We start from the raw sequence: 12,830 nt of genomic DNA on the forward strand, positions 1-12,830 counted from the left end.
AAGTGCGAGTAGCGAGGACCCTGAGCGCAGGGTGAACGTGGCATTGGCTGACTCTGCGGCTGGGGCGCAAAAGTGCGAGTACGGCAGACCCTGGGCGCAGGGTGAACTCGAGAACTGTCCAGAACTACAGAGTCAGCGCTGGCCGTTGGCCCGCACGCCGAGCAGGACGTCTTCCCACGCCGGAATCTCGGGCTTCTTCTTGCGCGGGCGCGCTGCGGGAGCCGCCGGCTCGGGCGTCTCGACGACTGCTGCCGGCTCCGGCGCAGGGATGGGCTCGGGTGCCGGCGGGGCAACCGGTGCCGCCGGCACCGGGGGAGCGACAGGCGCCGGCGTCATGACGACGATCGGGGCCGGCGTGGGCTCCGGGGCGGGCTCGGGCTCCGGCTGGTAAGCGGGCATCGGGATCTCGGCGACTGATTCCTCGAAGTGCAGCTGCGCGAGCGGCGCGACCGACCGCAGCGCCGGACGGGTGTAATTCGGATCGATCAGTTCGGTCGCGGCGTCGTCGAAGGCCGTGGTGGTGCCGCCATGGGCGCCGGGGCTGAACCGGAAGTGCGCGACGTTGTCCGAACGTCCGGCCTTCCAGCCGAACTGCACGGTCCACCGGCTGTCCTCGTTGCGCCAGGCGTCCCACTTGGTGGCCTCGGGGTCGAGGCCACGGGAGATCAGGGCGCCGGTCACCGTCTCGAGCAGGGTCAGCACCGACGGGCCGTCGGGCAGGATCGGGTGCGACGCGCTGGCGAGCTCGGCGGCGCGGGACCGCTCCAGCAGCACCGGGTGGGCGAAGCGCATGATGCGCTCCGGGCTCACGCCCGACGCTGCGGCGAGCTGCTCGACGGAGGCGCCGGCCCGGATGCGGGACTGGATGTCACGGGGGCGCAAAGAGTTGGGCACCTCGACCTCGACTTCGATCTGGGTCTGGTTGCTGGCGGCCCGATCCCCGCGGACGGCGGCCTTCAGTCGATTGTCGACGCGCACCGCGAATTTCTCGGCGGTGTCGGCGGTTTCGCAGATGATGCGCTTGCCGTCGGCGTCGAGTCCGACGACCTTGAGTTCCCTCATTGGTGACCTCCTAGGACGCGGCTTAACGGCTCACCCTAGCGCGTTATCGACTCGTAACCCTTCTGACACACCGAGGCGCGCAGCTCGTTGTGAGCTGCACGCCTCGGATCGTGTTCTTGATTGTGCGGAGAGGCGTGCTACAGCTTTTCCACGACCCAATCGACACAGGCCGTCAGCGCGCTGATGTCGTCGGGGTCGACGGCCGGGAACATGGCCACGCGCAGCTGGTTGCGGCCCAGCTTGCGGTACGGCTCGGTGTCGACGATGCCGTTGGTGCGCAACACCTTTGCGACGGCCGCGGCGTCCACGTCGTCGTTGAAGTCGATGGTGCCGACCACCTGGGACCGCAGCGCCGGATCGGCGACGAACGGCGTGGTGAACGGACGCGACTCGGCCCACGAGTACAGCCGCTGCGACGAGTCGGCGGTGCGCTTGACGGCCCAGTCCAGGCCGCCGTTGCCGTTGAGCCAGTCCAGCTGCTCGGCGAGCAGGATCAGGGTCGCGATCGCCGGGGTGTTGTAGGTCTGGTTCTTGAGGCTGTTCTCGACCGCGATGGGCAGCGACAGGAAGTCGGGCACCCAGCGGTCGGTGGCGGCGATCTGCTCGACGCGGGCCAGTGCGGCGGGGCTCATCACGGCGAGCCAGAGGCCACCGTCGGAGGCGAAGTTCTTCTGCGGCGCGAAGTAGTAGGCGTCGGTGTCGGCGATGTTGACGGGCAGACCGCCGGCGGCCGAGGTGGCGTCGATCGCGACCAGAGCGTCACCGGCGGGACGCTGGATCGGCACCGCGACACCCGTCGACGTCTCGTTGTGGGCCCAGGCCACGACGTCGACGTCGGGGTCCGACTGCACGGCGGGGGCGCTGCCGGCGTCGGCCTTGATGATGATGGGGTCGCCGACGAACGGGTTCTTGGCGACGCACGACGCGAACTTGCTGCTGAACTCGCCGTAGGTGAGGTGCAGCGAGCGCTTGTCGATGAGGCCGAACGCGGCGGCGTCCCAGAAAGCGGTCGAGCCGCCGTTGCCGAGGATGACCTCGTAGCCGTCCGGAGTGGAGAACAGTTGCTTGACGCCGTCGCGCACGCGGCCGACCAGATTCTTGACCGGGGCCTGGCGATGCGAGGTGCCGAAAAGGTCGCCGGCGGCGGCCAGCGCGGTCAGCTGCTCGGGGCGAACCTTGGACGGGCCGCAGCCGAAGCGTCCGTCGGCGGGCTTGATGTCGGCGGGGATGGTGAGCTCAGCCATGGGTGTCAGCGTAGTTGCAGGTCGACGGCCGGTGTCGTGGGGATCCGGCTGCTCGCCCGACGGTTCTGCACGTAGGTGTGATCACGGTCACAATAGGTGTGCAGATGTGTGACGGCGGGCACTAGTTTTTAGGTGGTACCTCCGGTACCGTTCGACACAAGACAGCCGAATGTAAAGCTGACAGAAAAGCCTTGGGAGGCTCGAAAATGGCTCGTACCCGGATGATCCGTCGTTGGCGCCGGAACATGGACGTGCTGGATGACACTGTCTACGTGGAGAAGCTTGCCACGCTGTCCGAGGGGTCGGTGCGGCGCAACTTCAACCCGTATCAGGACATCGCCTGGGACTCTCCCGAGTTCGCGGTCGTGCCCAATGACGAGCGCTGGATCCTCCCCGACACCGATCCGCTCGGTGGCCACCCGTGGTACCAGGCGCAGTCGCAGGAACGCAAGATCGAGATCGGTATGTGGCGCCAGGCCAACGTCGCCAAGGTCGGCCTGCACTTCGAGAACATCCTGATCCGCGGCCTGATGGAGTATGCGTTCTGGGTTCCGAACGGTTCGCCCGAGTTCCGCTACTGCACCCACGAGGCCATCGAAGAGGGCAACCACACCCTGATGTTCCAGGAGATGGTCAACCACATGGGGGTTGACGTCCCGGGCATGCCCAAGCTGCTCAAGTGGATTCAGCCGCTGATCCCGCTGGCCGCCGGCCCGGCGCCCATCCCGTTCTTCTTCGGCGTGCTCGCCGGCGAGGAGCCCATCGACCACACCCAGAAGAACATCCTGCGTGAGGGCTCGGAACTGCATCCGATCATGGAGAGGGTCATGGCCATCCACGTGGCCGAGGAAGCCCGGCACATCTCGTTCGCCCACGAGTACCTGCACAAGCGCGTTCCGGAGCTGAGCCGCTGGAAGAAGTTCTGGCTGTCGCTGTTCGTGCCGCTGACCATGCGCATCCTGTGCTCGGCGATCATCGTGCCGCCGCGGGTCTTCTGGAAGACCTTCGACATCCCGCGCTCGGTGCGCGACGAACTGTTCTTCGACGCTCCCGAGTCGCGCATGTTCCTGCGCAACATGTTCTCCGACGTCCGCATGCTGGCGTACGACACCGGTCTGATGAACCCGCTGGCCAAGCTCATGTGGAAGATCTGCAAGATCGACGGCCCGCCGAGCCGGTACCGCAGCGAGCCGCAGCGTCAGCACGTCGTGGTCGCCGCCTGAGCATTTAGGTAACTCATGCCGCACGTCATCACCCAGTCGTGCTGTAGCGATGGTTCATGCGTCTTCGCATGCCCGGTGAACTGTATTCACCCGTCCCCGGACGAGCCGGGTTTCGCTACCGCCGAAATGCTGTTCATCGATCCCGCCGCCTGCGTGGACTGTGGTGCCTGCATCACGGCCTGCCCGGTCGGCGCGATCAAGCCGGACACCAAGCTGACCGAAGCGCAGCTGCCGTTCATCGAGCTCAACGCGTCCTTCTACCCGAAGTACGAGGGCAAGCTGCCGCCGACGTCCAAGCTGGCGCCGGTGCCCGACGCCCCGGCGGTCGACCAACGGCCGCACGGTCCGCTGCGCGTCGCGATCGTCGGCTCCGGGCCGGCCGCCATGTATGCCGCTGACGAGTTGCTGACCCAGCGCGGGGTCCGGGTCAACATCTTCGAGAAGCTGCCGACGCCCTACGGGCTGGTGCGTGCCGGGGTCGCCCCCGACCACCAGAGCACCAAGGGCGTGACGCGGTTGTTCGACCAGATCACCAAGCGCCGCGGGCTCGACTTCTACCTCAACGTCGAGGTGGGTCGGGACGTCACGCACGCCGAGCTGTTGGAGCACCACCACGCCGTGCTGTACGCGGTCGGTGCGCCGAACGACAAGCGCCTCGACATCGAGGGCATGGGGCTGCCCGGAACCGGAACCGCGACCGAGGTGGTGGCCTGGTACAACGGGCACCCCGAGTTCTCGCATCTGCCTGTCGACCTGAGCCACGAGCGGGCGGTGATCATCGGAAACGGCAACGTCGCGTTCGACGTGGCCCGCATCCTGACCGCCGATCCGGATGCGTTGGCGCGCACCGACATTTCGGATCACGCGCTGGCCGCCTTGCGCGACTCGAAGGTGCGTGAGGTCGTCATCGTGGCGCGCCGCGGCCCGATCCATTCGGCGTTCACCCTGCCGGAGCTGATCGGCCTGACCTCGACGTGCGACGTGGTGCTCGACGCAGCCGACCACGAGCTGGTCCGCCGCGATCTCGAAGCCGAGACGGACGCGTTGACGCGCCACAAGCTCGAGATCCTCGCCAAGCTGCCCGACAGCTCGGCACCGGCGACCCGGCCGCGGATCCGGTTGGCCTACGAGCTGACCCCGGCCCGCGTGCTCGGCTCGGACAAGGTCACCGGCATCGAGTTGACCGTGACCGGCACCGACGAGGTCCGGCAGCTCGACGCGGGCCTGGTGCTGACGTCAATCGGCTACCACGGCAAGGCAATTCGTGGTCTGCCGTTCGACGATGCGGCCGGCGTGGTCCCCAACGACGAGGGCCGCGTCATCGATCCGGCCACCGGCAAGCCGGTCCGCGGCAGTTATGTCGCGGGCTGGATCAAGCGCGGTCCGACGGGCTTCATCGGCACCAACAAGTCGTGCGCCGCGCACACCGTCGACCGGCTGGTCGCCGACTACAACGCCAGCCGGCTCAGTGAGCCGACCGCGAAAACCGGTGCGCTGCAACAGCTCATCCGCGACCGCCGGCCCGACGTCGTCGACATGGCGGGGTGGCGGGCCATCGACGCGGCCGAGATCGCGCGCGGTGGCGCCGACCGGCCGAGGGACAAGTTCATCGACGTGTTCGACATGTTGGCCGCAGCCGCGAACGCCCCCAAGCCGACGCTGCGTCAGCGCCTCTTTTCCTGGTGATTTGTGCACGATTTTCCGCGCTCACCGCGGAAAATCGTGCACAAATCCCGGTCCGGTCAAGGGTTCTCCGAACGTCATCCGGTGTTTGAGCAGCGCGTCGACGGTGCGGACTGCGATGTCGACCCGCGCATCGAGTGGGCCGGTGAGTAGCACCCAGGAGTGGCCGGCGGTCGTGAGTGCGTCCGCGAACCATCCGGTCATTTCCTCACGCACGGTCAGGTCGCCCTCGCGCATGCCGTCGTCATGCCAGGGCACCCCGGCATGGTCGGTGAGAAGGTAGACAGCACGGGGCGGCACGCTGGTCCAGGGCTGGGCGGTGCGAGCCGCATCGCCGAGATAGCGACGTTCCCAAATCGCCGTGGCGAACGCATCGGTGTCGCAGATCAGAATCGGCGATCCCGATGCCGCCGCAGCCTCTTCCAGCCTGGTCTGCTCGGCCGCGACTGCATCGAAATCCTCGGCAGTCCAGGTCAATTCGTCGAGTGGTAGCTCGGGATCGCGCGCCCATTTCAGCGAGGTGTAATCGCGCCCGTATTCGGGCACGACCGCGGTTGCCGGCCAGCGCTGCGCATAGTGCTCCGCAAGCAGGGTGGAAACCGTTGTCGTGCCAGTCGATTCGGCACCCAGCACGACGACTCGAGTGGTCAGCCCAGCGCGGGTTGCGGGCGCAAGCCAGTCCCAGTGCGCCGCCAAGTCCTGTCGGATCGCAGTGGAGTTGAATCCGTCCCGTGCCGTCCGGACATGTTTCGCATCGAACCACCGGGCCAGTTCGGAGCCGTAGTCGTCGTTGGAGAACACCACGTCGACGCCGGATGGTGCACCGGCAGCGCGAATGCCGGCACGCATCGCCGCGACCTGGGCGGCCCATACGTTGTGGTCGTTCAGGTCCATCGGTGCGTCGCAACGGATTCCGGCGACCACGACGTTCTCGTCGGCCGCATGCTCGGCCTGCAGCCAGCCGACACGATCGTCCAGTGACAGCGTCTCCACCGCGGCGGCCATCACCAGAACGGTGACTTGCTCGCACTGTGTGGCCGCGCTCCGGATGACCGAATGATGACCCCGGTGCGGTGGATAGAACTTGCCGATGAACAGTCCGTGCTTGTTCACACGGCCGCCAGTGCAGGCGTCTCGGGTGCGAGACTGCGCCGCCACGAACGCCAGCCGGCCACGCACAAGCCCAGGAACAACACTTAGACGATGGCGGTGAGGTTCAGTCCCTTGCTGAAGTACATCGGTATGTAGATGCAATCGGCCACGATCCAGAAGTACCAATTCTCAAGACGTTTGGCGTTGAGCAGCCATTGCGCCGCGAGCGACAGGCAGGTGGTGAGCGCATCGAGGAACGGTGCCGAGTCGTGCGTGACGCGCAGCAACGCGAACAGGGCTCCGGTACCGACGACCACGAACACCAGACAACCGGCGATCTCGCGGTGCCCAGCCCGCGTGACTGTCAGCGGAGTGCGCCCGGCATTCCCGTACAGCCACTGCCACCACCCGATGAAGCCCAGCGTGATGAACAGGACCTGTAGCCCGGCGTCCGCCCACAGCCGACTGGACACAAAGAGCACCAGGAAGAAGGCGGAATTCGCGATCCCGACGGGGAAGTTGGCCACGTGCCGGCGAACGGTGAGAAAGACGCACAGCCCGCCGGTGATGAACCCGAGCAGCTCGGCCCAGGTGACGGCGTCGTTGCCCAGCGTGAACAGCGGCGTCGTCAGCGATTGCAGCATGCGGTTCCCCCGGATCGTGTCGTCGACATTCTGGTCGATGACACCATCCGGGGCTCAGTAGGCCGCTAAATCGTCAGCCCTGCTGCGCCGCCATCGCCTCGGCGATCTCCTCCGGGCTGACCACGCGCACGGTCTGTGCCAGCGACCAGTGGTGGCCGAACGGGTCCTCTACCTGGCTGTAGCGGTCACCCCAGAACATGTCCTGGGGGGCCATCAGTTCGCGCGCGCCGGCGTCGATGGCGCGCTGGTAGGCGGCATCGACGTCGGGCACCTGCAGGTGGATGGTCACCGGGGTGCCGCCGAAGGCCGTCGGGGTCTGGGACTTGCCGCCACACATCTCCGGGAAGTCGTCGTTGAGGTAGACGTTGGACCCGTTGATGGTCAGCGCGGCGTGCATGAGCTTGCCGTCGGGGCCGGGCACCCGGCCGAGCTCGGTGGCGCCAAAAGCTTTGACGTAGAAGTCGATTGCCGCGGCGCCGTCGCCGACGACGAGGTGCGGGGCGAGGAAGGTCTGGGACTCGGTCATCGTGTTCTCCTCAGAGCGGTACTGCATGGATTGGGGTCATTCGTTATGACCATCTCCAACGCTACTTCTCATCGGTGACAAGAAATCGAGCCCGAAGTGTCAGCTGTGCGCGATGCTGTCCCAGCCGGCCACCGAGTCCGCGCTACGGGGCTGCGGGCCGACGTAGATGGCCGCCGGTCGGACCAGCTTGCCGAGGCGCTTCTGCTCCAGGATGTGGGCGCACCAGCCCGCGGTGCGGCCGCAGGTGAACATCGCGGGCATCATCGCGCTGGGCACCTGGGCGAAGTCCAGGATCACCGCGGCCCAGAACTCGACGTTGGTCTCGATGGCCCGGTCGGGACGGCGCTCGCGCAGCTCGGCGAGGGCGGCCTGCTCCAGCGCGGCGGCGGCCTCGAAGCGCGGGGCGTCCAGGCGCTTGGCGGTGGCGCGCAGCACGCGGGCCCGCGGGTCCTCGGCGCGGTACACCCGGTGCCCGAAGCCCATCAGCTTTTCCTTGCGGTCCAGGATGCCCTTGACGACGGCGCGGGCATCGCCGGTGCGCTCGGTCTCCTCGATCATCGGCAGCACGCGGGCGGGGGCGCCGCCGTGCAGCGGGCCGCTCATGGCGCCGATCGCGCCGGACAATGACGCGGGCACGTCGGCGCCGGTGGACGCGATGACGCGCGCGGTGAAGGTGGACGCATTCATGCCGTGCTCGGCGGCGCTGACCCAGTAGGCGTCGATGGCCTCGATGTGCCGCGGGTCCGGCTCACCCTGCCAGCGAGTCATGAAACGCGCTGTCACAGTGGGGCATTCGTCGACGATGCGCTGCGGCACGGCGGGCCGGTAGATGCCGCGGGCCGACTGGGCGACGAACGACAGCGCCGTCACCGACGTCTGGGCCAGCTGATCGCGCGCGGTGTCGTCGTCGATGTCGAGCAGCGGCTGGAAACCCCACAGCGGGGCGAGGGTGGGCAGTGCGGCCTGGACGTCGACGCGGACGTCGCCCGAGTGCACGTGCAGCGGGAAGGGTTCGGCGGCCGGCAGACCCCGGCCGAACTCGCCGTCCACCAGCAGGGCCCAGACGTCACCGAACGTGACGCGGTGGCTCACCAGATCCTCGATGTCGACGCCGCGGTAGCGCAGGGCACCGCCGTCCTTGTCGGGTTCGGCGATCTCGGTCGTGAAGGCCACGACGCCTTCGAGGCCTGCGACGAAGTTCTCGGGGACCTGCGGCGTCGACACTGACGTTGCCTCTGTCATGCCGAAATTGTTCCACTAGCCGATGAGCCGGGGCCTACCGGCCGGTAACAAGCGGTCAGACGACGGAGAAACCGGCAGGTAGACCACCGCGTCCAGTGAGCGCCGGCAGCACCGCCGCGGCCTGACCGGTCAGTGCCGCGATCTGCGCGGCCAGGACGGTCGCATCGTGCAGCGCCTCCTCGGGCAGCGTGAGGTCGATTCCGGCGGCGCGTGCGATGTCGAGGCTGTGCACCGTCAGCTCGAACACGCGGGTCGGCAGGTAATTGCTCAGCCGGATGCCCAGGCCGCCGATCACGGCGATCAGCGGGTCGCCCGCCCCGTCCAGGTCGGTCAGCACCTGGCGGAGCAGTTCGGCGACCGTGGCGGCGGGGTCCGTCCCGAGATTGCGTCCGGCTTCCCGGCCGCGCTCGACGATGTCAGGGCTGCCGGCGGCGTAGCCGCGCATCAGCGCGTAGTAGTGCGCCGGTCCGGTCACGTCCTCCCGGACGGCGGGCGTGCGCAGGTAGCTGCTGACGGTGATCAGTGACCGCGAGGTGTGCCCGACCAGCGCCCGCAGGTCCCAGTCTCCCAGCCCGGGGCCGTCCCATGCCGTGGCCGGGATCAGTGCCACCAGGTCCGCGAAAGCTGTTGCCGCCGAGACGAATACTGAATGGTCCCGCGGTGCGTCCGACGCCATGTCTGCATTGTGTCACCGTATGGGCGTACCGTCGCCGATCATGGTGTCCGACCACAGTGATCATCTCGCCCGGATGCGGGTCGAATACGGCTCGACGGAGAAGGACGGCAGCATCGACCTCGACGTCGACTGGCTGAGCCGGGGCTGGCTGGCGCTGTTCCGCGACTGGATGGCCGAGGCCGTGCAGGCCGGCGTCTCCGAACCCAACGCCATGGTGCTGGGCACCGTCGATGCGCAGGGCCATCCCGTCACGCGCTCGGTGCTGTGCAAATCGATCGAAGAGACGGGCGTCTCCTTCTACACCAACTACGACTCCGACAAGGGCGAGCAGCTGGCGGCGGTGCCCTACGCGTCGGCGACGTTCCCCTGGTACCGGCTGGGCCGTCAGATCCATATCCGCGGCGCGGTGACCAGGGTCGACGCCGAGCACACTGCCGAGTACTGGTCCAAGCGGCCGCGGGGTTCGCAGCTGGGGGCATGGGCGTCACACCAGTCAAAATCGATTGCCTCGCGGTCGGCGCTGCTGGAACAGTTGCGTGACGTGACCGAGCGATTCGCCGACGTGCCGGAGGTACCGGTGCCGCCGAACTGGGGCGGCTACCTCATCGCCCCCGAAGTGATCGAGTTCTGGCAGGGCCGAGAGAACCGGGTGCACAACAGGATTCGCATCACGGGCGACCGCATCGAACGGCTCCAACCGTGAACTTCCCCGTCGCTTCGCTCGCCCGCCGATGAAAGGCCTCATCGCCGACACCACACCGCTGCGCAACCCCGACTACCGCCGCCTGTGGGGGTCCAGCGTCGTCACGGTGATCGGGGCCAACCTGACGATCTTCGCGGTGCCGGTGCAGCTGTACGCGCTTACGCAGAACTCGGCCTACGTCGGGCTGGCAGGTGTGTTCAGCGTGGTGCCGCTCATCGTGTTCGGCCTCTGGGGCGGCGCCTGGGCCGACGCGATGGACCGCCGGCGGCTGCTGATCATCGCGTCCTGCGGGCTGGCGGTCGCGTCGGTGCTGTTGTGGGTGCAGGCCGCGGCCGGGCTCAACAATGTCTGGCTGGTGCTGTGCCTGCTGTCGGTGCAGCAGGCGTTCTACGCGATCAACTCACCCACGCGTTCGGCTGCGATCCCCCGGATGCTGCCGGCCGAGCAACTGCCCGCCGCCAACTCGCTCAACATGACGGTGTTCCAGGCAGGCGCGATCATCGGCCCACTGCTCGCCGGTGTGCTGCTGCGGTGGGTCGACCTGTCGACGCTGTATTTCATCGACGCCCTCACCACGATCGCGCCGATCTGGGCCACGTTCCGGCTCACGCCGATGCCACCCGAGCACTCGCCCGACGACGACACCTCACGCTGGGGCTTCGCGGCCGTGCTGGACGGTTTTCGCTATCTGTCGGGTAACCGCGTCGTCCTCATGTCCTTTGTGGTCGACCTCATCGCGATGATCCTCGGCATGCCGCGGGCGCTGTTCCCGCAGATGGCCCACGAGAACTTCGGCGGGCCGGTCGCGGGCGGCACGGCGATGGCGTTGCTGTCGGCGGCCATGGCGGTCGGCGCGGTGGCCGGCGGGGTGTTCTCGGGGTGGCTGCCCCGGGTCCGCAAGCAGGGTCTGGCGGTGGTGGTCTCGATCGTGGTGTGGGGCGCCGCCATGGCCGGTTTCGGGCTCGCTGTCGGCCACGCCACCGGCCGGCCCGACGGGTTCCTCTGGATCGCGCTGGTGCTGTTGGCCGTCGGCGGCGCCGCGGACATGGTCTCGGCGGTATTCCGCAGCACGATCCTGCAGGAAGCCGCGTCCGACGAACTGCGTGGCCGTTTGCAGGGCGTGTTCACCGTGGTGGTCGCGGGCGGGCCGCGGATTGCTGACGCGGTGCACGGCGCGGCGGCCGCGGTGGTGGGGACGACGGTGGCCGCAGCCGGCGGCGGTGTCCTGGTGGTGGTCGGCGTCGTCGTCTCGGTTCTGGTGGTACCGGCGTTCGTGCGCTATCAGGTGGCTCGCAAATGATGCTTGACAGCGGGGTTATGGCGACCCGAGCAAGCACATAGTTCTCTTAACGACTACCGTCTAGTCCCGGACGTTTCACCTGCCGACACTGCAAGTCGACACCGCAAAAGGGGTTCAAGTGGCCGACACCTCCAGCTCTGACGACGTAGCCAACCTCCGGTATCCCGGGGGCGAGGTCGATCTCAAGATCGTGCGCGCCACCGAGGGCTCGGACGGCATCGAGCTCGGCTCGCTGCTGGCCAAGACCGGCTACACCACGTACGACGGTGGTTTCGTCAATACCTCGGCCACCAAGAGCGCCATCACCTACATCGACGGTGACGCCGGCATCCTGCGCTACCGCGGGTACCCGATCGAGCAGCTCGCCGAGAAGTCGAACTTCATCGAGGTCAGCTACCTGCTGATCTACGGTGAGCTGCCGACGGCCGCCGAACTCGAGGCATTCACCACCAAGATTCAGCGGCACACCCTGCTGCACGAGGACCTGAAGCGGTTCTTCGACGGCTTCCCGCGCAACGCGCACCCGATGCCGGTGCTGTCGTCGGCGGCCAACGCGCTGAGCGCCTACTACCAGGACTCGCTCGATCCGAAGGATCCCGAGCAGGTCGAGCTGTCGACCATCCGCCTGCTGGCCAAGCTGCCGACCATCGCGGCCTACGCCTACAAGAAGTCGGTCGGGCAGCCGTTCCTGTACCCGGACAACTCGCTGAACCTGGTCGAGAACTTCCTGCGCATGACGTTCGGCCTGCCGGCCGAGCCGTACCAGGTGGACCCCGAGCTGGTCCGCGCCCTGGACATGCTGTTCATCCTGCACGCCGACCACGAGCAGAACTGCTCGACGTCGACGGTGCGCCTGGTCGGCTCGTCGCAGGCCAACCTGTTCACCTCGATCTCCGGTGGCATCAACGCGCTGTGGGGCCCGCTGCACGGCGGCGCCAACCAGGCCGTGCTGGAGATGCTGGAGAAGATCCGCACCGAGCACAGCGACGTCCGCGACTTCGTCAAGAAGGTCAAGAACCGCGAAGACGGCGTGAAGCTCATGGGCTTCGGCCACCGGGTCTACAAGAACTACGACCCGCGGGCGCGCATCGTCAAGGAGCAGGCCGACAAGATCCTCGGCAAGCTCGGCGGCGACGACGAGCTGCTGGACATCGCGAAGTCGCTGGAGGAGATCGCCCTCACCGACGACTTCTTCGTCGAGCGCAAGCTGTACCCGAACGTCGACTACTACACCGGCGTGATCTACCGGGCCATGGGCTTCCCGACCCGCATGTTCACAGTGCTGTTCGCGCTCGGCCGGCTGCCGGGCTGGATCGCGCACTGGCGCGAGATGAGCGCCGACCCGAGCACCAAGATCGGCCGCCCGCGCCAGATCTACACCGGCTACACCGAGCGCGATTACCCCAACCACTGAGTTTCACCGAGACGGCCCCTT

At 67.5% G+C, this 12,830-nt stretch carries 12 protein-coding genes; 5 read left to right on the plus strand and 7 right to left on the minus strand.

What is annotated here, in order from left to right; genetic code table 11:
- Positions 1 to 132 precede the first annotated feature (132 nt).
- Complete coding sequence (gene sepH / locus ACJEIK_RS03405; RefSeq protein WP_060998954.1) at positions 133 to 1,062, minus strand: septation protein SepH; 930 nt, start codon at positions 1,060 to 1,062, stop codon at positions 133 to 135.
- Positions 1,063 to 1,199: 137 nt separating this feature from the next.
- Positions 1,200 to 2,306 carry a phosphoserine transaminase gene (serC, locus tag ACJEIK_RS03410; RefSeq protein ID WP_060998956.1) on the minus strand — a complete coding sequence of 369 codons (1,107 nt, stop codon included), beginning with the start codon at positions 2,304 to 2,306 and terminating at the stop codon, positions 1,200 to 1,202.
- A gap of 206 nt (positions 2,307 to 2,512) precedes the next feature.
- Between serC and ACJEIK_RS03415 the strand changes: the two genes are divergently transcribed.
- Positions 2,513 to 3,529, plus strand: a complete 1,017-nt coding sequence (locus tag ACJEIK_RS03415) for a diiron oxygenase (RefSeq protein ID WP_060998957.1) — start codon at positions 2,513 to 2,515, stop codon at positions 3,527 to 3,529.
- A gap of 15 nt (positions 3,530 to 3,544) precedes the next feature.
- Positions 3,545 to 5,215, plus strand: a complete 1,671-nt coding sequence (locus tag ACJEIK_RS03420) for an FAD-dependent oxidoreductase (protein WP_409431045.1) — start codon at positions 3,545 to 3,547, stop codon at positions 5,213 to 5,215.
- 21 nt (positions 5,216 to 5,236) lie between these two features.
- On the opposite strand, the gene ACJEIK_RS03425 is transcribed toward ACJEIK_RS03420, so the two are convergent.
- From ACJEIK_RS03425 to ACJEIK_RS03445, 5 genes are all read right to left on the minus strand, one after another.
- On the minus strand, positions 5,237 to 6,466 hold the full coding sequence (locus ACJEIK_RS03425; protein WP_409431046.1) for an AAA family ATPase: 1,230 nt from the start codon (positions 6,464 to 6,466) through the stop codon (positions 5,237 to 5,239).
- A complete protein-coding gene (gene pnuC / locus ACJEIK_RS03430) occupies positions 6,409 to 6,948 on the minus strand; it encodes a nicotinamide riboside transporter PnuC (RefSeq protein ID WP_409431047.1) in 540 nt (179 codons plus the stop codon). Before pnuC ends, ACJEIK_RS03425 begins: the two co-directional genes overlap by 58 nt.
- 73 nt (positions 6,949 to 7,021) lie before the next feature.
- A complete protein-coding gene (locus ACJEIK_RS03435; protein WP_020098902.1) occupies positions 7,022 to 7,474 on the minus strand; it encodes a VOC family protein in 453 nt (150 codons plus the stop codon).
- Positions 7,475 to 7,573: 99 nt separating this feature from the next.
- Complete coding sequence (locus ACJEIK_RS03440; protein WP_409431048.1) at positions 7,574 to 8,716, minus strand: citrate synthase 2; 1,143 nt, start codon at positions 8,714 to 8,716, stop codon at positions 7,574 to 7,576.
- Positions 8,717 to 8,771: 55 nt separating this feature from the next.
- Entirely contained in the window at positions 8,772 to 9,392 is a 621-nt protein-coding gene (locus tag ACJEIK_RS03445) for a maleylpyruvate isomerase N-terminal domain-containing protein (RefSeq protein WP_409431049.1), read from the minus strand.
- Between the two features lie 19 nt (positions 9,393 to 9,411).
- On the opposite strand from ACJEIK_RS03445, the gene pdxH reads away from it, so the two are divergent.
- The 3 genes from pdxH to ACJEIK_RS03460 all read left to right on the plus strand — a co-directional run bounded on the left by pdxH (position 9,412) and on the right by ACJEIK_RS03460 (position 12,809).
- Positions 9,412 to 10,095 carry a pyridoxamine 5'-phosphate oxidase gene (gene pdxH / locus ACJEIK_RS03450; protein WP_409431050.1) on the plus strand — a complete coding sequence of 228 codons (684 nt, stop codon included), beginning with the start codon at positions 9,412 to 9,414 and terminating at the stop codon, positions 10,093 to 10,095.
- Positions 10,096 to 10,123: 28 nt separating this feature from the next.
- Positions 10,124 to 11,395 (plus strand): MFS transporter, encoded by a 1,272-nt coding sequence (locus ACJEIK_RS03455; protein WP_064860332.1) that lies wholly within the window; start codon positions 10,124 to 10,126, stop codon positions 11,393 to 11,395.
- Positions 11,396 to 11,513: 118 nt separating this feature from the next.
- Positions 11,514 to 12,809, plus strand: coding sequence for a citrate synthase (locus tag ACJEIK_RS03460; protein WP_020098907.1), 1,296 nt, complete (start codon positions 11,514 to 11,516; stop codon positions 12,807 to 12,809).
- The last annotated feature ends 21 nt before the right edge of the window (positions 12,810 to 12,830 follow it).

Source organism: Mycobacterium sp. SMC-16 (assembly GCF_046250085.1).
Classification (GTDB): domain Bacteria; phylum Actinomycetota; class Actinomycetes; order Mycobacteriales; family Mycobacteriaceae; genus Mycobacterium; species Mycobacterium phocaicum.